15 protein-coding genes are annotated in these 17772 nt (G+C 67.7%); 4 read left to right on the forward strand and 11 right to left on the reverse strand.

Annotated elements, in window-relative coordinates:
• Nucleotides 1-13 precede the first annotated feature (13 nt).
• The 4 genes from ACPEH1_RS02385 to ACPEH1_RS02400 all read right to left on the reverse strand — a co-directional run bounded on the left by ACPEH1_RS02385 (nt 14) and on the right by ACPEH1_RS02400 (nt 3320).
• On the reverse strand, nt 14-550 hold the full coding sequence (locus ACPEH1_RS02385; protein WP_136003795.1) for an adenine phosphoribosyltransferase: 537 nt from the start codon (nt 548-550) through the stop codon (nt 14-16).
• 102 nt (nt 551-652) lie between these two features.
• The gene (locus tag ACPEH1_RS02390) at nt 653-2218 is read right to left on the reverse strand and encodes a protein adenylyltransferase SelO (protein WP_423715176.1); all 1566 of its coding nucleotides are present in this window, start codon (nt 2216-2218) and stop codon (nt 653-655) included.
• Between the two features lie 37 nt (nt 2219-2255).
• Nucleotides 2256-2948 (reverse strand): glutathione S-transferase family protein, encoded by a 693-nt coding sequence (locus tag ACPEH1_RS02395; RefSeq protein WP_017356919.1) that lies wholly within the window; start codon nt 2946-2948, stop codon nt 2256-2258.
• A gap of 162 nt (nt 2949-3110) precedes the next feature.
• Nucleotides 3111-3320, reverse strand: coding sequence for a cold-shock protein (locus tag ACPEH1_RS02400; RefSeq protein ID WP_017356920.1), 210 nt, complete (start codon nt 3318-3320; stop codon nt 3111-3113).
• A gap of 300 nt (nt 3321-3620) precedes the next feature.
• Between ACPEH1_RS02400 and ACPEH1_RS02405 the strand changes: the two genes are divergently transcribed.
• Entirely contained in the window at nt 3621-4097 is a 477-nt protein-coding gene (locus tag ACPEH1_RS02405) for a YaiI/YqxD family protein (protein ID WP_423715177.1), read from the forward strand.
• A gap of 1241 nt (nt 4098-5338) precedes the next feature.
• On the opposite strand, the gene ACPEH1_RS02410 is transcribed toward ACPEH1_RS02405, so the two are convergent.
• Entirely contained in the window at nt 5339-6229 is an 891-nt protein-coding gene (locus ACPEH1_RS02410) for a pseudouridine synthase (RefSeq protein ID WP_136005955.1), read from the reverse strand.
• Nucleotides 6230-6271: 42 nt separating this feature from the next.
• Here ACPEH1_RS02410 and ACPEH1_RS02415 point away from each other — a divergent pair, with 42 nt between their 5' ends.
• From ACPEH1_RS02415 to ACPEH1_RS02425, 3 genes are all read left to right on the forward strand, one after another.
• Nucleotides 6272-6823 carry a YaeQ family protein gene (locus tag ACPEH1_RS02415; RefSeq protein ID WP_017356406.1) on the forward strand — a complete coding sequence of 184 codons (552 nt, stop codon included), beginning with the start codon at nt 6272-6274 and terminating at the stop codon, nt 6821-6823.
• Nucleotides 6820-8004 carry an NAD(P)/FAD-dependent oxidoreductase gene (locus tag ACPEH1_RS02420; protein WP_017356407.1) on the forward strand — a complete coding sequence of 395 codons (1185 nt, stop codon included), beginning with the start codon at nt 6820-6822 and terminating at the stop codon, nt 8002-8004. The genes ACPEH1_RS02415 and ACPEH1_RS02420 overlap by 4 nt, the downstream gene beginning before the upstream one ends.
• A 96-nt stretch (nt 8005-8100) precedes the next feature.
• Nucleotides 8101-10170, forward strand: a complete 2070-nt coding sequence (locus tag ACPEH1_RS02425) for a GGDEF/EAL domain-containing response regulator (protein WP_017356408.1) — start codon at nt 8101-8103, stop codon at nt 10168-10170.
• 249 nt (nt 10171-10419) lie between these two features.
• On the opposite strand, the gene fabV is transcribed toward ACPEH1_RS02425, so the two are convergent.
• The 6 genes from fabV to queA all read right to left on the reverse strand — a co-directional run bounded on the left by fabV (nt 10420) and on the right by queA (nt 17734).
• Nucleotides 10420-11676 carry an enoyl-ACP reductase FabV gene (fabV, locus tag ACPEH1_RS02430; RefSeq protein WP_026070825.1) on the reverse strand — a complete coding sequence of 419 codons (1257 nt, stop codon included), beginning with the start codon at nt 11674-11676 and terminating at the stop codon, nt 10420-10422.
• Nucleotides 11677-12035: 359 nt separating this feature from the next.
• Nucleotides 12036-13010: a protein translocase subunit SecF gene (secF, locus tag ACPEH1_RS02435; RefSeq protein WP_017356410.1), complete on the reverse strand. Its 975-nt coding sequence runs from the start codon at nt 13008-13010 to the stop codon at nt 12036-12038.
• A gap of 19 nt (nt 13011-13029) precedes the next feature.
• Nucleotides 13030-14883: a protein translocase subunit SecD gene (gene secD / locus ACPEH1_RS02440; RefSeq protein ID WP_017356411.1), complete on the reverse strand. Its 1854-nt coding sequence runs from the start codon at nt 14881-14883 to the stop codon at nt 13030-13032.
• 58 nt (nt 14884-14941) lie between these two features.
• Nucleotides 14942-15286 carry a preprotein translocase subunit YajC gene (yajC, locus tag ACPEH1_RS02445; RefSeq protein ID WP_017356412.1) on the reverse strand — a complete coding sequence of 115 codons (345 nt, stop codon included), beginning with the start codon at nt 15284-15286 and terminating at the stop codon, nt 14942-14944.
• Nucleotides 15287-15441: 155 nt separating this feature from the next.
• Nucleotides 15442-16572 (reverse strand): tRNA guanosine(34) transglycosylase Tgt, encoded by a 1131-nt coding sequence (gene tgt, locus ACPEH1_RS02450; RefSeq protein ID WP_423715178.1) that lies wholly within the window; start codon nt 16570-16572, stop codon nt 15442-15444.
• Between the two features lie 94 nt (nt 16573-16666).
• Entirely contained in the window at nt 16667-17734 is a 1068-nt protein-coding gene (gene queA / locus ACPEH1_RS02455) for a tRNA preQ1(34) S-adenosylmethionine ribosyltransferase-isomerase QueA (RefSeq protein ID WP_313242206.1), read from the reverse strand.
• Nucleotides 17735-17772 lie beyond the last annotated feature (38 nt).

Raw genomic sequence — 17772 nt, forward strand, 5'->3', positions numbered from 1 at the left:
CCGCGGGACGGGGTCAGTAGACCAGGTTGGCCAGCAGCGGCACGTTGCTGGTCCAACGCTCGCGGCCGCCGAGTCCGGCCAGTTCGACCAGCACCGCTGCACCGACCACCTCGACCTGCAACTGCTGCGCGAGCGACAACGCCGCCAGCAGCGTGCCTCCCGTGGCAAGCACGTCGTCGACCACCAGCACCCGCGCACCGGCCGGCAGCGCGTCGGCATGCACCTCGATGCTGTCGGTGCGGTATTCCAGCGTGTAGTCCTGTTTCAACGTCCGGCCGGGCAGCTTGCCCGGCTTGCGCACCGGCACGAAGCCCACGCCCAGCACCCGCGCCATCGCCGCGCCCAGGATGAAACCACGTGATTCGATGCCCATCACCGCCGCCAGGCGCGCGTCGCGCCAGGGGGCGACCATTGCATCGACGGCCGCAGCGAAATCCTCGCCGTTGGCCAGCAGCGGCATGATGTCCTTGAACAGGATGCCGGGCTTGGGGAAATCGGCGATATCGCGCAGGCGGCCGGCCCAGGCGGGCGTGGTGGGAGAATCGGTCATGGGGATCGGGTAAAGCAGGTGGGCGGCATAGGGTAACCCGACCCGCCCACCGGGCCGCTCACCTGCCTCCGCCGCCGGTGGGACCCAGCGTTGCAGGGGGCGTCAGGAACTGCAGGAGAGCATCGAACAGCCCGCCTTGTCGCGCGCCCACTCGGGGCGCTTGCCCGCATAGTGCGCGCGCCCCGGCTGGACGTCGTACGGATGCCGCAGCACCTCCAGCAGCGTGTGCACGCCGCTGAGGTCGCCCTGCTCCGCCTGCTCGATCGCCTCCTGCGCCAGCCAGTTGCGCAGCACATAGAGCGGATTGGCGCGCGCCATCGCCTGCTCGCGCGCCGCGCGGTCCAGCGGGTCGGCGCGCAGCCGCGCGGCGTACTGCTGCAGCCATGCCTGCAGCGCCGGAAGCACCGCCGTGCGGCGTTCGGCGCTGTAGAACGCATCCTCCAGAACGTCCACCGACGGCGCCTGCGGGTCCAGCCCGATCAGGCCGCGGAACGCCAGCGTCATGTCCATCCCGCCGTCCTGCAGGATCTGCAGCCACGCGGCCATCATCGCCACGTCGTCGTCGTGACACTGGTCCAGACCCAATTTGGCGGCAATGTCGTCGCGCTCGCACTGCGCATGCACGTCATGGAACCGGGCCAGCCCTGCATGCAATGGTGCGACGTCGTCAAACAGCGGCGACAGCGCCTGCGCCAGTCGGGTCAGGTTCCAGTACGCCACCTGCGGCTGGGTGCCGAAGCGGTAGCGCCGGCCCTGTGCGTCGGTGGTGTTGGGGGTCCAGTCGGGATCGTAATCCTCGACCCAGCCGTACGGGCCATAGTCGATGGTCAGCCCCAGGATGGACATGTTGTCGGTGTTCATTACCCCGTGCACGAAGCCCACCCGCATCCAGTGCGCCACCATCCTCGCCGTGCGCTCGCAGACCTGGGTGAACCATGCCGCGTAACGCGCGGCGCCGGCATCGGCGAGCGCCGGGAAATCGCGGGCGATGCACACATCGGCCAGCTGCCGCAGCAACGCGGTATCGCCGCGCGAGGTCGGCAGTTCGAAGGTTCCGAATCGCATGAACGAGGGGGCCACCCGGCAGACGATCGCACCCGGTTCGGGCGCCGGATGACCGTCATAGAACATGTCGCGCACTACGGCGTCGCCACTGCCCACCAGGCTCAGAGCGCGTGTGGTCGGCACGCCGAGATGGTGCATCGCCTCGCTGCACAGGAATTCGCGGATGGACGAGCGAAGCACCGCGCGCCCATCGGCACCGCGCGAATACGGGGTGCGTCCGGCCCCCTTGAGCTGCAGCTCCCAGCGCGCGCCGTCGGGTGCGATCAGTTCGCCCAGCGAGATCGCACGGCCGTCGCCGAGCTGGCCGGCCCAATGTCCGAACTGATGGCCACCGTAGTTGGCTGCCCACGGCTGCATCCCGGCATACAGCGCATTGCCGCCAAACACGCGCGGGAAATCCGCGCTGTCCAGCAGCTCGGGACCGATGCCCAGCAGCGCGGCGACCTCCTCCGCATACGCCAACAGGCGCGGGGCCGTCACCGGCGTCGGCAGCACCGACGACCAGGCCGCGCCGCGCACCTCGCGCACCCGCGGGCCAGTCTCCTCGTCGCCGGGCAGATCACGGATGAAACGGTTGTCGAAACGCAGCGGCTCAGTGCTCATGACCAGCAGATGGGGGCACAGGCGCCCCCCCGCAAGCTCAACCGGCGCCGGCGCCGAGGTCCAGCGCGCCCCCACGCTCCACCGCACGCTGGTACGCCGGGCGCTGCTCGATGCGCTGCAGGAAGCTGCGCAGTTTCGGGTAGGCCGCCATGCTGCCCGCACGCGAGGCGGCGGCCTGGATCGGGAAGCTCATCTGGATGTCGGCGGCGGTGAATCGCTCGCCGGCAAACCACGGCGCACTGCCCAGCTCACGCTCCATCCAGTCCAGGTGCAGGGTCAGCTGTGGACCGACGAATCCCTTCATCACCTTGTCGGCGATGCCGCGGGCGATCGGTCGCGCGAAGAACGGCATCGGCGCCTTGCGCACCCGCGCGAACACCAGGCTGAGCAGCAGCGGCGGCATCGCCGAGCCCTCGGCGTAGTGCATCCAGTAGCGATAGCGGATGCGCTCGGGGGCCTGTGCAGGCAGCAGTTCGGGGGACAACTGACGGGCGCTGTCGTAGCGGTCGGCCAGGTACTCCAGGATCGCACCGGATTCGGCCAGGACCAGCGCGTCGTCCTGCAGCACCGGCGATTTACCCAACGGATGGACATCGCGCAGCGCCTGCGGCGCCAGCCAGGTCTTCCGATCGCGCTGATAGGTCACGACCTGGTATGGCAGGCCCAGCTCTTCAAGCATCCACAGCACGCGCTGCGAGCGCGAGTGGTCCAGATGGTGCACTTTGATCATCGATCGTTCCGCGCGTTCAAACCCGCATCGTAACCGCGCGCCTGCCGCGGTGACGTCACAAGCGTGCGCCGTCGCGTACACCGCGCCGTGGAGAAGACAATAAAAAACGCCGGAAGCTTTCGCTTCCGGCGTTCATGGCGACCTTACGGTAGCAGGGGTCGATTAGACCGCCTGCACCTGGTCAGCCTGCATACCCTTCTGGCCCTGGACGGCGACGAAGGTGACCTTCTGGCCTTCCTGCAGCGACTTGAAGCCGGTGCCCTGGATGGCGCGGAAGTGGACGAAGAGGTCCGGGCCGCTTTCCGGGGTGATGAAGCCGAAGCCCTTGGCGTCGTTGAACCACTTCACGGTGCCCTGCTGACGATCAGACATGTACTAACTCCTGAAACAAAAGTTGAAATAATCGCGGCCGCCGGATATCGGAGCCGAGACTGAGTTGCAGGCGTTGGTAAAGCGGATCGATGAGCAGATCGTGAGATCAACTGCACCAGGCCACGATTCACGGTGACCCTAGCAAACACAGTGTGGGGGACGATACTCGTGTTTTACCGAAAAAGCGATAGCTGATTTATTCAGCCATCCCCCCGTCCCGCCTGACAGGACAAGGGATTGACCAATACTACACGAAATCTGAGTCCCCATTCAGACTTTTCCTACCTTAAGATCAGCCAAATGCCCGATTCAAGTTCTGCCGTTTCCCGCATCTGGGTGGATGCCGATGCCTGTCCTGGCGTGATCAAGGAGATCCTTTTCCGCGCGGCTGAACGCGTCAGGATTCCGCTGACACTGGTCGCCAACCAGTGGCTGCGCACCCCGCCCTCGCGCTGCATCACCGCCATCCAGGTCCCGCCGGGGCTGGATGTGGCCGACAACGTAATCGTAGAGCGCATGGCAGCCGGCGACCTGGTGGTTACCCAGGACATCCCGCTCGCCGCGCTGGTACTGGAAAAGGGCGGCGTGGCCCTGAATCCGCGGGGGCAGCTGTACACCCCGGACGACATGGCCGAGCGGCTGTCCATGCGCAATTTCATGGAGGAGCTGCGCGGCGCCGGTATCCAGACCGGCGGCCCACCCCCGCTGGACGCGCGCGATCGCCAGCGCTTCGCCGCAGCGCTGGACCGCTGGCTCGCCCACCGTTCAGGAAGCTGACTCTATTGCGGGCCGCGCTGCGCGCGATAGCCGGGCAGAGCCCGGCTCTACGTCTGCTCCCAACGCCTCACCGTTGCGCCGGGCTCTGCCCGGCTGCTCTCCGATCCCTCGCCACAACGCCCGCGCTGCGCGCGATAGCCGGGCAGAGCCCGGCTCTACGTCTGCTCCCAACGCCTCACCGTTGAGCCGGGCTCTGCCCGGCTGCTCTCCGGTCCGTCGCCGCAACGCCCGCGCTGCGCGCGCCAGCCAGCCGGGCAGAGCCCGGCTCTACGTCTGCTCCCAATGCCTCACCGTAGAGCCGGGCTCCGCGCGGCTGCTCTCCGATCCGCCACCGCAACGCCCGCGCTGCGCGCGCCAGCCAGCCGGGCAGAGCCCGGCTCTACGTCTGCTCCCAATGCCTCACCGTAGAGCCGGGCTCTGCCCGGCTGCTCTCCGGTCCCTCGCCACAACGCCCGCGCTGCGCGCGATAGCCGGGCAGAGCCCGACTCTACGTCTGTTCCCAATGCCTCGCCGTAGAGCCGGGCTCTGCCCGGCTGCTCTCCGATCCGCCACCGCAACGCCCGCGCTGCGCGCGCCAGCCAGCCGGGCAGAGCCCGGCTCTACGTCTGCTCCCAACGCCTCACCGTTGCGCCGGGCTCTGCGCGGCTGCTCTCCGATCCGCCACCGCAACGCCCGCGCTGCGCGCGCCAGCCGGGCAGAGCCCGGCTCTACGTCTGCTCCCAATGCCTCACCGTAGAGCCGGGCTCTGCCCGGCTGCTCTCCGGTCCGCCACCGCAACGCCCGCGCTGCGCGCGATAGCCGGGCAGAGCCCGACTCTACGTCTGTTCCCAATGCCTCACCGTTGCGCCGGGCTCTGCGCGGCTGCTCTCCGGTCCCTCGCCACAACGCCCGCGCTGCGCGCGATAGCCGGGCAGAGCCCGGCTCTACGTCCGCTCCCAATGCCTCACCGTTGCGCCGGGCTCTGCGCGGCTGCTCTCCGATCCGCCACCGCAACGCCCGCGCTGCGCGCGCCAGCCAGCCGGGCAGAGCCCGGCTCTACGTCTGCTCCCAATGCCTCACCGTAGAGCCGGGCTCTGCCCGGCTGCTCTCCGGTCCGCCACCGCAACGCCCGCGCTGCGCGCGATAGCCGGGCAGAGCCCGGCTCTACGTCGGTTCCCAATGCCTCACCGTTGCGCCGGGCTCTGCCCGGCTGCTCTCCGGTCCGTCGCCGCAACGCCCGCGCTGCGCGCGCCAGCCGGGCGCTACACGATCAGCTGGCGGCCGCTGGTGAAGCTGCGGCGTTGACCGCTGAGGGGGTCGACGAACACCAGCGCCTGGGCGAGGAGCTGCAGCGGTTCACCGGGATCCCGCTGCCCCTCTGTGCGCAGCACCGGGTACAGGTCGTCGCCGAGAATCGGGGCTCCCAGTGCGGCCATGTGCACGCGCAATTGGTGCTTGCGCCCGGATTCGGGGTCCAGCCGATAGCGCCACACCGGGCCGCCGGCGTCGATCACCTCGATCCGGGTGCGTGCGTTGGGCACGCCAGCCGCTTCGGCCATGCGGAAGAATGGCTCGCCCGGCACCAGCCGGCTGTGCCGCTCCAGCGGGAACTGCAACGCCGGCAGTGCCGGGGCCAGGGCCTGGTAGGTCTTGTCGATGCGACGCTCGCGGAACAGCCGCTGATAGGCATCGCGCGTGGCCGGGCGGGTCGAGAACAGCACCAGCCCCGCCGTCAGCCGGTCCAGGCGGTGCAATGGCACCAGGTGCGGATTGCCCGTACGCGCCACCAGCCGCGCCAGCAGGGTCTCGCGAACGTGCCCGCCGGCCGGCGTGACCGGCAGGAAATGCGGCTTGTCGGCCACCAGCAGGTCGTCGTCCTGATGCAGGATCGACTCGACGAACGGGATCGCCGGTTCATCCTCCACCTCACGGAAGTAACGGATCTCCAGACCGACCTGCCAGGGCTGCTCCGCCGCCAGCGCCCTGCCCTGCACATCGAGCACCCGTCCACGCGCGAAACGGTCAACCCACTGGGCGCGGTCGATGCGCGGGAAGCGCGCGCACAGCCCGTCGAGCAGGCAGCCCCAATCGCCCGGGGGCAACTGCAGGCGGCTGGCGGCAACATCGGCGGAAACGGGATCGGACGGGGTCATGGCCCACGCATTATCATGGCGCTCTTTGTTTACGGTACCCCCATGGCCCTCACCGCCACCATCCGCAAGGCCGAACTCCAGATCAGCGACATGGATCGTGGCTACTACGCCACCCACACGCTCACCCTGGCCCAGCACCCGTCGGAGACCGACGACCGCCTGATGGTGCGGCTGCTGGCCTTCGCCCTGAATGCCGATGACCGCCTGGAATTCGGCCGCGGGCTGAGCGTGGACGACGAGCCGGATCTGTGGCGCCGCGATTACACCGGCGACATCGAGCTGTGGATCGAACTGGGCCAGCCGGACGAATCGCGCCTGCGCAAGGCCGCCGGCCGTTCTCGCGCGGTGCAGCTGATCACCTACGGCGGGCGCGCCACCGATATCTGGTGGGAGCGCAACGCCGCAGCGGCCAACAAGCTGTCAGTGCTGGAGGTGATGGATCTGCCGGCCGACTTCGTCGCCGAATGGGGTGCACAGGTCGAGCGCACCATGCGCTGGGACGTGCTGATCCAGGACGGCGAGGTGCAGCTGCTCTCGGACAAGGCGCAACTGGCCGTGACGCCGGTCTGGCGCAAGCGCAAACCGCAGGCATGAGCGTGATCCGCTGCGACGTGCTGGTCATCGGGGCCGGTGCGGCCGGGCTGATGTGCGCGCTCACGGCGGGCCAGCGCGGTCGCATCGTGCAGGTGATCGACCATGCCAACAAGGTCGGCAAGAAGATCCTGATGTCCGGTGGCGGGCGCTGCAACTTCACCAACACCGGCACCACCCCGGCCAACTTCCTGTCGGCCAACCCGCATTTCTGCAAGTCCGCGCTGGCACGCTATACGCCCGGCGACTTCATCGAGATGGTCGAACGCCACGGCATCGCCTATCACGAAAAGGAACTGGGCCAGCTGTTCTGCGACGTCTCGTCCAAGCAGATCGTGCGCATGCTGGTGGACGAGTGCCAGGCGGCAGGCGTGCAGATCCGCACCGACTGCGGCGTGGACAAGGTGGAGCGCGGCGCCGACGGCTTCCACGTCCACACCGCGCAGGGCCATTTCCACGCCGCATCGCTGGTGGTGGCGACCGGCGGCCTGTCGATCCCCAGCCTGGGCGCCACCGGTTTCGGTTACGAGCTGGCCCGCCAGTTCGGCCACACCGTGCTGCCCACGCGCGCCGGCCTGGTGCCGTTGACCCTGAGTGGCACGCATCAGGAACGTTTCCACGACCTGAGCGGGGTCGCCCTGCCGGTCGCGGCGCGCTGCGGCGACGTCGCGTTCCGCAATTCCATGCTGATCACCCACCGCGGCGTCAGCGGCCCGGCGATCCTGCAGATCTCCTCGTTCTGGCAGCCCGGCGACGACCTGCGCCTGGACCTGCTGCCCGACCGCGATGCCGAGACCTGGCTGCGCGACATGAAGCGCGACCGCGGCGCCGCCGAGCTGCGCACCGTGCTGTCGGAGGTGGTGCCACGCCGGCTGGCACTGCGTCTGTGCGAGCACTGGCTGCCGGACCGTCCGGTGCGCCAGATCGACGAGCGCCAGCTGCGCGAGGCGGCCGCCCTGCTGCAGGACTTCCCGCTGGTGGCCAGCGGCACGGAGGGCTACCGGACCGCCGAGGTCACCCTGGGCGGGGTGGACACGCGCAAGGTGTCCTCCAGCACATTCGAATCGCAGCTGGTGCCGGGCCTGCACTTCATTGGAGAAGTGCTGGACGTGACCGGCTGGCTGGGCGGATACAACTTCCAATGGGCGTGGGCCTGCGGCCATGCCGCCGGCCAGGTGGTCTAGGCCGACGATTCCGTGATCGGGTACCGCGAGTACCGCCGTCAGCATGGACGTAATCCCACGCATCGTGTATCAAGTTTGCAGTCTGGGGAGTAGTGAATGCAGAACGCGAATGACATGACCGTCCGCCTGCTGATCGTGGACGACAGCGGGGAGAACGCTGAGACCATCGTCAGCACGTTGCGCAACAGCGGCATCGCGGTGCGCCCGGCGCGCCCGCAGAACAGCGAGGAGCTGGCGCAGGTGCTGGGCAGCCAGCCGATCGACCTGATCCTGGCCGCCCCTGGACAGAGCATTCCGCTCCTGCAGGTAACCCAGCAGATCGCGGCGAGCGGCAAGGACATCCCGATGATCCTGCTGGCCGAACGCCTGGACGAGAACGAATGGGTGGAAGCCGGTGCCAACGGCATCCGGGCCATCGCGTTGCGCCACCGCCCCGAGCACCTGCTGGCAGTGGTCCGCAACGAGTGGACCGACCTGCAGGCGCGCCGCGGGCTGCGCCGGATCGAGGCGCAGATGCGTGAGACCGAGCGACGCTGCGACGCGCTGATCTCGTCCTCGCGCGATCCCATCGCCTACATCCACGAAGGCATGCACATCCGCGCCAACGAAGCCTATCTGGAGATGTTCGGCTACGAGGCGTTCGACGACGTGGAAGGCATCTCGCTGCTGGACATGGTGGCGCCGCAGCACGTGGACGGCTTCAAACAGCTGCTCAAGTCGCTGAGCAGGGGCGACGCGCCGCCGCCGCAATACCAGGTGGACGCGCGCAACCAGGACGGCGCCGTGTTTCCGGCGACGATGGAGTTCACCCAGGCCAGCTATGAGGGCGAGTCGTGCCTGCAGGTGGTGTTCCGCCGCCGCATGGAGTTCGACCCGGAGCTGGCCCGCGAGGTCGAGGACCTGCGCCAGCGCGACCAGGTGACGGGCCTGCTCAACCGCCCGACGTTCATGCTGCACGTGGAGAATGCGGTGGCCCAGGCCGGTCGCAGCGAAGGCCAGTTTGGCCTGCTGCTGATCGAGCCGGACCACTACGCGCGCCTGCTGCCGGACATCGGCCTGGATTCGGCCGATGTGCTGATCGGCGCGCTGGGCCAGGTGCTGGCCGACACCGTAGGCGATGACGCGCGCCTGGCGCGCTTCGGCGAGCACAGCTTCGCCGTGCTGACCGAGGGCCCCTACGCGCACACCGTGGCGCTGGCCGACCAGATCCGCGAGGCTTACGCCGCCAAGGTGTTCAGCATCGGCGACCGCTCGGCCACGGTGACGGTGAGCATCGGCGGGGTACAGGTCGGCGAGAAGATTGCCAGCATCGGCCAGGTGCTCGCGCGGGCAACCGAGTGCACGCACGCAGCGTCGGAGCTGGGCAACACCACGCGCATCTTCGACCCCGCCGCAGTCGACCGGGTCGAGGAAGAACGCATCCAGCGCTGGGTGGCGCGTATCCGCGAAGCCCTGGCCGGCGACGGGTTCCAGCTGCACTACCAGCCGGTGCTGAACCTGCAGGGCGAGGCGCTGGAGCTGTACGAGGCCTACCTGCGCCTGGAGAACAACGGTGAGCTGCTGAGCCCGACGGCCTTCCTGGGCATCGCCGAGGAGCACGGGCTGCTGGCCGACATCAACCGCTGGGTGGTGGCCCATGCGATCGGGGTGCTGGGCGAGCGCGAACGCGCCGGCCATCCAACACACATGATGGTGAAGGTGACACCGGAATCGTTCAACGATCCGCAGATGATCGCCACCCTGCGCCGCGAGCTGCTGGCCAACGGGGTACCCGGCGAGCGGCTGTGGCTGCACGCGCCGGAAGCGAAGGTGTTCACGCACCTGCGCAATGCGCAGCAGTTCCTGGCCGAGGTGGCGCCGCTGGGCTGCCGGATCGGACTGGAGCAGTTTGGCTCGGGCTTGGATTCGTTCCAGCTGCTGGCGCATTTCCAGCCGCAGTTCCTGAAGCTGGACCGCGACTTCACCAGCGATTTCGCACGCACGCGCGAGCACAGCGAGAAGATCAGCGAAATCACCGCCCGCGCGCAGTCGGCCAACATCCGAACCATCGCCGAGTTCGTGGCCGATGCGAATTCGATGAGCCTGCTGTTCAGTGCCGGCGTGGATTACGTGCAGGGCGAGTTCGTGGGGCCTGCCGGTCCATTGATGAACTTCGACTTCGCCTGAGGCGGGCGCTGTCGCCGGAGTGCGGGTCGGCCGCGCGCGGGGGCCTTCCACAGTGCCGCGGTGGCCGCGGATGAAACGGCCAGGCTGCCGTTGGCTGCCGTGACGACGTGAGCATCGAGAGTGGGAGTATCCGCCCGCCTCGCACGGAAGAAGCAGACGCGTGCGTCAACGCAACGCCGACAACGACAATGCCGCCCGAAGGCGGCATGTCGTATCGCATCACAGCCGACCAAGGGTCGGCGTGCGCTATCAGGTCATGTCGACCAGGTTGGGGATGGCCACGTCGGTGGCGACGTCCGCCTCATAGTCCACGCCTTCCACGCCGAAACCGAACAGACGCAGGAAATCGGCCTTGTAGCCGGCCAGGTCGCTGATCTCGTAGAGGTTTTCATTGGTCACCTGCGGCCACAGCGCAACCACTTCACCCTGCACGTCCGGCGCCATTTCCTTGTAGTCCGCGCGCAGGCGGCCGGCTTCATCGACCAGCTCCACCGGGTGTCCGTCGGCAAGCAGCTGGTGGCGCAGGCGCTCGGTGGCGGTGCCGGTGTCCTTGCCACCGTAGAGGATGTCGTACAGCGTATCGAGCTGCTCGATGCAGCCTTCGTGGGTGCCCTTGGCCTTCATCACCTTGAACAGCAGCGACAGGTACAGCGGCATGGTCGGGATCGCGGAGCTGGCCTGGGTCACCACCGCCTTGAGCACCGACACGCGCGCGTCGCCGCCGATCGTCTCCAGCTTCGCGCGCAGGCCCAGCACCTTCTGGTCCAGATCCTTCTTGGCTGCGCCGATGGAACCGTTCCAGTAGATCGCCTGGGTGATCTCCTCACCCACATAGGTGAACGCGGTGGTGGTGGCACCCTCGGCCAGCACGCCGGCTTCCAGCAGCGCATCGATCCACATCTGCCAGTCTTCGCCACCCATCACGGCCACGGTACCGGCGATCTCTTCCGGCGTGGCCGGTTCGATCGTGGTTTCGGTGATGACTTCCTTGTCGGTATCCAGACCACGCAGGGTGATCGGCGCACCGATCGGCTTGAGCGTGGAGCTGATCACTTCACCCGTCCTGGGGTGTTTGCGGCGCGGCGCGGCCAGGCTGTAGACGACCTGGTCGACCTGGCCCAGGTCCTGCCGGATCAGCTCGATGACCTTGGCCTTGACCTCGTCGGAGAACGCATCGCCGTTGATGCTCTTGGCGTACAGACCGGCCTGCCCGGCATACTTGTGGAACGCGGCCGAGTTGTACCAGCCAGCGGTGCCGGGCTTGGTGTCGGTGCCGGGTCGCTCGAAGAACACACCCAGGGTGGCGGCATCGCTGCCGAAGGCGGCGGTGATGCGTGCAGCCAGGCCGTAGCCGGTGGACGCGCCGAGCACCAGCACCTTCTTCGGGCCGTTGACGATCTTCGGCTTGGACTGGATGTAGTCGATCTGCTGCTTGACAGCGGCGTCGCAGCCGACCGGATGGGTGGTGACGCAGATGAAGCCGCGCACACGCGGTTTGATGACCATGAAGACCTCGATGGGAACAGGCGCAGGCACGGCCTGCGCGATGAAAAGGGCGGCGCGCCATCGGAACGGCTGCGCGGAACGCATGGGATCGTAGTGCGCGGGGGCGCGTTGCACAACCGACGGGGGTGTATGGCCGCCCCCTGTCAGGGAGCGCGGGTAAGGCCATGCCAGTGTCAGGACACGCCGTGAACCCATCCTTGGGGGCTCGTAGGCGGCATCCATGCCGCCTACGGTCCTGCCACTGGCATGACCTCACCCGCCCCGAAGTGGGTCGGGCCGGAAGGGAAGAGCCGAAGAGCCAGTCCCCAACGAAAAAGCCGCGCAGGGCGCGGCTTTTCCGGTGTTGCGGTGCAGGCCGCTTACGGGCGGCGTGCCAGGGCTTCGACGTCCTTGGCCTTGGGCAGGAGGTCCTGCTTGGTCACGGCCAGCACGCCCATCGTCAGCAGCGGGCAGGCGATGAAGATCGAGGACAGCGTACCGATCACCGCGCCGATCATCTGGCTCAGCGCCAGCCCTTCCAGCGAACCGCCACCGTACAGGTACAGCGCCAGCACCGACAGGAAGAACACCAGCGAGGTGATGATGGTGCGCGACAGGGTCTGGTTGATCGAGCGGTTCATCACTTCCAGCGGCTCCACGCGCAGGCTGCGGAAGTTCTCGCGGACACGGTCGAAGACCACGATGGTGTCGTTGATCGAGAAGCCCATCACCGACAGCAGGCCCGCCAGCACGGTCAGGTCGAACTCGCGACCGCTGAGCGAGAAGTAGCCGGCGACCACCAGCACGTCGAACAGGGTGGTAATGATGGCGACCATCGCGAACTTCCACTCGAAGCGGAAGCCGATGTAGATCAGGAAGCCGACGAGCACGAACAGCGCGGCGTACAGGCCGTTCAGCGCCAGCTCCTTGCCGACCTGCGGGCCGACGAACTCGGCGCCGACGATGGTGGCCCGGTTGCCTTCCACCGAGATCGCCTTCTGGACGGCCTGGGCGGTACGGTTGTTGGCTTCGCCGGCGTTCTCGCCCTCGCCCATCGCCTGCGGCTGCAGACGGATCAGCAGGTTGCTGCCGCTGCCGAAGTTCTGCACCTGGGCGCCACCGTAACCGGCCCCCTCCAGGTGCTCACGCACGGCATCGACGTCGGCCGGCTTGTCGAAGCGCACTTCGACCACCGTGCCGCCCGTGAAGTCCAACGCGTAGTTGAAGCCCTTGAAGGCAATGCAGCCCACGGCGGCGATGAACACCAGCGCGGCCAGCGTGATCGCCACCCAGCGGGTACGCATGAAGTCGAACTTGGTGTCGTTCGGAATCAGATGCAACGGGAACAGTTTCATGGTTTCGATTCTCTTCCCGTCAGATGGCCAGGGACTTGAGCTTCTTGCGGCGGCTGTAGACCAGAACGGCCAGCGCACGCGAGACGGTGATTGCGGTGAACATCGAGGCCAGGATGCCGACGATCATCGTGACCGCGAAGCCCTTCAGCGGACCGGTACCGAAGGCGTACAGCGCCACGCCGGCCAGCATGCCGGTGAGGTTGGCGTCCAGGATCGTGCCCGAGGCCTTTTCGTAACCGGCGACGATCGACGCCTTCGGCGGGACGCCGGCGCGCAGTTCTTCGCGGATACGTTCGTTGATCAGCACGTTGGCGTCGACCGACAGGCCGATCGACAGCGCCAGGCCGGCGAAGCCGGGAAGCGTCATCGTGGCGCCGAACAGCGACATCACCGCCACCACGATCAGCAGGTTGAACAGCATGGCCACCGAGGTGATCACGCCGAACATGCGGTAGTACACGGTGAAGAAGACCAGCGTGAACAGGAAGGCGAAGCCCACGGCGGTCACGCCGCGCTCGACGTTCTCCGCACCCAGGCTGGGACCGACGATGCGCTCTTCGACGAAGTCCATCGGTGCGGCCAGCGAGCCGGACTTCAGGAGCTTGGCCAGGTTTTCCGCTTCCGCCTTGTCCAGGCCGGTGGTCTGGAAGTTCTTGCCGAACACGCCGTTGATGTTGGCGACCGAAATCACCTCCTCCTTGACGCGGAAGCTGCGCACTTCCTTGCCGTCGACCACGTTGACGGTCGGGATGCGCTCGGTGTACACCACCGCCATCGGCTTTTTCACGTTGGCCGCGGTGAAGTCGAACATGCGCTGGCCGCCGACGTTGTTCAGGGTCACGCTGACCGCGGCCAGGCCGTTCTGGTCGGTGGTGGCCTGCGCGGCAACCATCTGGTCACCGGTGACGATCACGCGCTTGTTCAGCAGGATCGGGCCGCGGTTGTCGCGCTGCTGGTAAACCTTGGCCTCCGGCGGAATGCGGCCGCTGGTGATGGCGTCCTGTGCGTTGCCTTCAACCACGGCGCGGTATTCCAGCGTCGCGGTGGCACCGATCATGCGCTTGGCTTCGGCGGTGTCCTGCACGCCCGGCAGCTGCACGACCACGCGGTCGGCGCCCTGGCGCTGGATGATCGGCTCGGCCACGCCCAGCTGGTTGACGCGGTTGCGCAGGGTGTTGACGTTCTGCTCGATGGCCCCGTTGGCGATCGACGTCAGCTCGGTTTCCGGCACGCTCACGGTGACGCGGTTGCCGGCCACGTCGTAGCCCAGGGCCGGCTGCGCCTTGTACATCACGTCACGGGCGCGGGCGGCAGCATCGGCACCGGCGGACGGGCTGATGCTGGCCACGATGGTGTTGTCCGGGCGACGCTCCACCGACTGGTAGGCGATACGGGCGTCGCGCAGGCTGGTGCGCACGTCTTCGGCGTAGGCATCCAGGCGCTTGTCCAGCGCGGCCTTCTGGTCGACCTGCAGCACGAAGTGCACGCCGCCCTGGAGATCCAGGCCCAACACCATCGGCTTGGCGCCGAGATCGCTCAGCCAGGTGGGCACGGTGGAGGCCAGGTTCAGGGCGACCACGTAGTCCTCGCCCATTTCATCCCGAAGCGCGTCGTTGGCGGCCGTCTGCGCCTGCAGACTGGGCAGGCGCACGATCAGGCTGTCGCCCTCCTTGGCCACCGACAGCGGTTCCACGCCGGCCTGCTTGAGGTCGCCCAGCACGCGGTCGCGCAGGGCGTCGTCGATCTGCCCGCCACGGTTGGCGGTGATCTGCACGGCAGGGTCCTTCTGGTAGATGTTCGGCAGCGCATACAGCGCGCTGACCGCCAGTACGATCAGGATGAGGAAGTACTTCCAGCGTGGAAATTCGAGCATTGCTTGGGTCCCGCGCGGTGCCCGTCCCGGCACCGCGGTTGAACGGAAAGGGAGTGGATCAGTTGGCCGACTTCAGCGTGCCGGTCGGCAGCACGTTGCCCACGGCGCCCTTCTGCACGCGGATGCGCACGTTGTCGGCCACTTCGATGGTGATGAAGTTGTCGCCGATGTCGGTCACCACGCCGGCGATGCCGCCGTTGGTCAGCACTTCATCGCCGCGCTTGATCTTCTCCAGCATCGCCTTGTGTTCCTTCTGGCGCTTCATCTGCGGGCGGATCATCAGGAAGTACATGACCGCGATCAGGACGATCGGGACCAGGAACGTCGTCCAGGAGGCACCCGGCGGCTGGCCGGCAGCGGACTGGGCGTGTGCGGCGGGGATCAGGAAGGCGATCAGGTTCATACAGTGTGTCCTTGGGTTGGAGGCGCCCCGTTCCGAGGGGGAGCGGGGTGTCGCCGCGAAACAGGGGTCAGCCGCGAAGTATGCCACGGCCCCGGGAGTTCGTCCTTGGGCCGTTTGGCAGGGTATGCGCGCGGATTCGGGGACGCCGCTGCCGCTTACAGCGGCGGCGTGGCGGCACCCCGGGCCGCATAGAAGGACTCGCGGAAGGCTGAAAAGGTTCCCGCCGCGATGGCCGCGCGCATGTCGGCCATCAGCTTTTCGTAGTAATACAGGTTGTGCAGGGTGCCCAGCATCGGCGCCAGCATTTCATTGCAGCGGTCCAGGTGGCGCAGGTAGGACCGGGTGTAGCCACTGCTGCAGGCGTGGCAGCCGCAGCCCGGCTCGATGGTGTCCATGTCGCGCTCGTAACGGGCATTGCGGATGCGCACGGTGCCGAACGATGTGAAGTAATGGCCGTTGCGGGCGTTGCGGGTGGGCATGACGCAATCAAACATGTCCACGCCCCGCGCCACGCCTTCCACCAGGTCTTCCGGGCGCCCCACGCCCATCAGGTAGCGCGGGCGGTCGGCCGGCAGGATCGGGTGCATGTGGTCCAGCATGGCGTTGCGCTCGTGCTCGGGCTCGCCCACCGCCAGCCCACCGATGGCGTAACCGTCGAAGCCGATCTGCTGCAGGCCCTCGGCCGAGCGGGTGCGCAGGTCGTGGTGCACGCCGCCCTGGACGATGCCGAACAGGGCCGCATCGTTGCCGAGCGCATCGTGCGCATTGCGGCTGCGCTGGGCCCAGCGCAGGCTCAGTTCCATCGAAGTGCGCGCCACCGGTTCGGTCGCCGGGTACGGGGTGCATTCGTCGAAGATCATCACGATGTCCGAATCGAGCACCTTCTGGATCTTCATGCTCTCCTCCGGCCCGAGGAAGACGCGTGCACCGTCGGTGGGCGAAGCGAAGGTCACGCCCTGCTCGGTGATCTTGCGGCGGTGCGCCAGCGAAAACACCTGGAAGCCGCCGGAGTCGGTCAGGATCGGCCCGTTCCAGCGCGCGAAGCCATGCAGTCCGCCGTGGTCGGCGATCACGTCCAGGCCCGGGCGCAGGTACAGATGGAAGGTGTTGCCGAGGATGATCTCCGCGCCCAGCACACGGATCTGCTCCGGCAGGATGCCCTTGACCGTGCCATAGGTGCCCACCGGCATGAAGGCCGGGGTTTCGACGGTTCCGCGCGGGAAGGTCAGGCGGCCGCGGCGGGCGCGGCCGTCGGTGGTCTGGAGCTGGAACTGGAGTCGGGACATGGAGCAGGCGTTCGGGCAAATAATTGCCCATTGTCGCCGAAAACGTGCTGCCGCGTCGGCGGGGGCACGGCCGCCCTGCCCTGCCCCGGCCCGGTCATTCCCCCTGCGGGAACAGCAGCATGGCATCGCCGTAGCTGAAGAACCGGTATTTCTCTTCGATGGCCGCCCGATATGCATCGAACACCCGCGCCTGCCCGGCGAAGGCCGAAATCATCATCAGCAGCGTGCTTTCAGGCAGGTGGAAGTTGGTCACCATCGCGTCGACGCTGCGGATCCGGTAGCCCGGCGTGATGAAAATCTGGGTCTCCCCGGCATACGGCAGCAGTTCGCCGTCACGCGTCGCGCTTTCCAGGGCACGCACCACGGTGGTACCCACGCCGATCACCCGGCCCCCGGCCGCGCGCGTGCGACGCACCTGCTGGACCAGCTCGGCACCGACATTGAGCCATTCCCGGTGCATGACATGTTCGTTCAGGTCATCCACGCGCACCGGCTGGAACGTGCCGGCGCCCACATGCAGGGTCACATGGCCGAAGGCCACTCCCTGCGCCGCCAGGGCGGCCAGCAGCGCCTCGTCGAAATGCAGCCCGGCGGTGGGTGCGGCCACCGCACCGACCTCGCGGGCGAACACGGTCTGGTAGCGCTCGCGGTCGTCCAGCCCGGGCTCGCGCTGGATGTAGGGCGGCAACGGCAGGCGCCCGGCGTGAAGGAGCCATTGCTCCAGTGCTTCGGGGATGTGGAACTGCAGGACGTAGAACTCGCCGTCGCGGCCGAGCACCTCGGCCTCGCCCCCGGCGTCCAGCGCAATCCGGCTGCCGGCCTTGGGCGACTTGCTGGCGCCGACCTGGGCGCGGGCCTGCTGGGCGCCGAGCAGGCGCTCGATCAGGATCTCGACCCGCCCGCCGCTGGCCTTCTGGCCAAACAGACGCGCCGGAATCACCCGGGTATCGTTGAAGACCAGCAGGTCGCCGGCGCGCAGCAGATCGGGCAGGTCGCGCACATGGCGATGCTCGAACGCGGCCGGGGCCGGCGGCACCACCATCAGGCGGCTGGCCGAGCGCTCCGCAAGCGGAGCCTGGGCAATCAGTTCAGGCGGCAGTTCGTAGTTGAAATCGGACTTCTTCAAGGCAGCGCACGGCAACGTGTAGGCAATGTCGTCCATTGTACGACTGGCCCTCGATGGCAACGCAGGATTGGCCA

The organism is Stenotrophomonas sp. NPDC077421 (assembly GCF_049545505.1).
Classification (GTDB): domain Bacteria; phylum Pseudomonadota; class Gammaproteobacteria; order Xanthomonadales; family Xanthomonadaceae; genus Stenotrophomonas; species Stenotrophomonas nematodicola.

Coding starts and splice junctions, on each gene's coding strand:
- ACPEH1_RS02420 (WP_017356407.1), top strand. CDS start 6,820: ATGAGCGTGATCCGCTGCGACGTGCTGGTCATCGGGGCCGGTGCGGCC.
- ACPEH1_RS02395 (WP_017356919.1), bottom strand. CDS start 2,948: ATGATCAAAGTGCACCATCTGGACCACTCGCGCTCGCAGCGCGTGCTG.
- ACPEH1_RS02400 (WP_017356920.1), bottom strand. CDS start 3,320: ATGTCTGATCGTCAGCAGGGCACCGTGAAGTGGTTCAACGACGCCAAG.
- ACPEH1_RS02385 (WP_136003795.1), bottom strand. CDS start 550: ATGACCGATTCTCCCACCACGCCCGCCTGGGCCGGCCGCCTGCGCGAT.
- secD (WP_017356411.1), bottom strand. CDS start 14,883: ATGCTCGAATTTCCACGCTGGAAGTACTTCCTCATCCTGATCGTACTG.
- ACPEH1_RS02425 (WP_017356408.1), top strand. CDS start 8,101: ATGCAGAACGCGAATGACATGACCGTCCGCCTGCTGATCGTGGACGAC.
- fabV (WP_026070825.1), bottom strand. CDS start 11,676: ATGGTCATCAAACCGCGTGTGCGCGGCTTCATCTGCGTCACCACCCAT.
- yajC (WP_017356412.1), bottom strand. CDS start 15,286: ATGAACCTGATCGCCTTCCTGATCCCCGCCGCACACGCCCAGTCCGCT.
- secF (WP_017356410.1), bottom strand. CDS start 13,010: ATGAAACTGTTCCCGTTGCATCTGATTCCGAACGACACCAAGTTCGAC.
- ACPEH1_RS02390 (WP_423715176.1), bottom strand. CDS start 2,218: ATGAGCACTGAGCCGCTGCGTTTCGACAACCGTTTCATCCGTGATCTG.
- queA (WP_313242206.1), bottom strand. CDS start 17,734: ATGGACGACATTGCCTACACGTTGCCGTGCGCTGCCTTGAAGAAGTCC.
- ACPEH1_RS02405 (WP_423715177.1), top strand. CDS start 3,621: ATGCCCGATTCAAGTTCTGCCGTTTCCCGCATCTGGGTGGATGCCGAT.
- ACPEH1_RS02415 (WP_017356406.1), top strand. CDS start 6,272: ATGGCCCTCACCGCCACCATCCGCAAGGCCGAACTCCAGATCAGCGAC.
- ACPEH1_RS02410 (WP_136005955.1), bottom strand. CDS start 6,229: ATGACCCCGTCCGATCCCGTTTCCGCCGATGTTGCCGCCAGCCGCCTG.
- tgt (WP_423715178.1), bottom strand. CDS start 16,572: ATGTCCCGACTCCAGTTCCAGCTCCAGACCACCGACGGCCGCGCCCGC.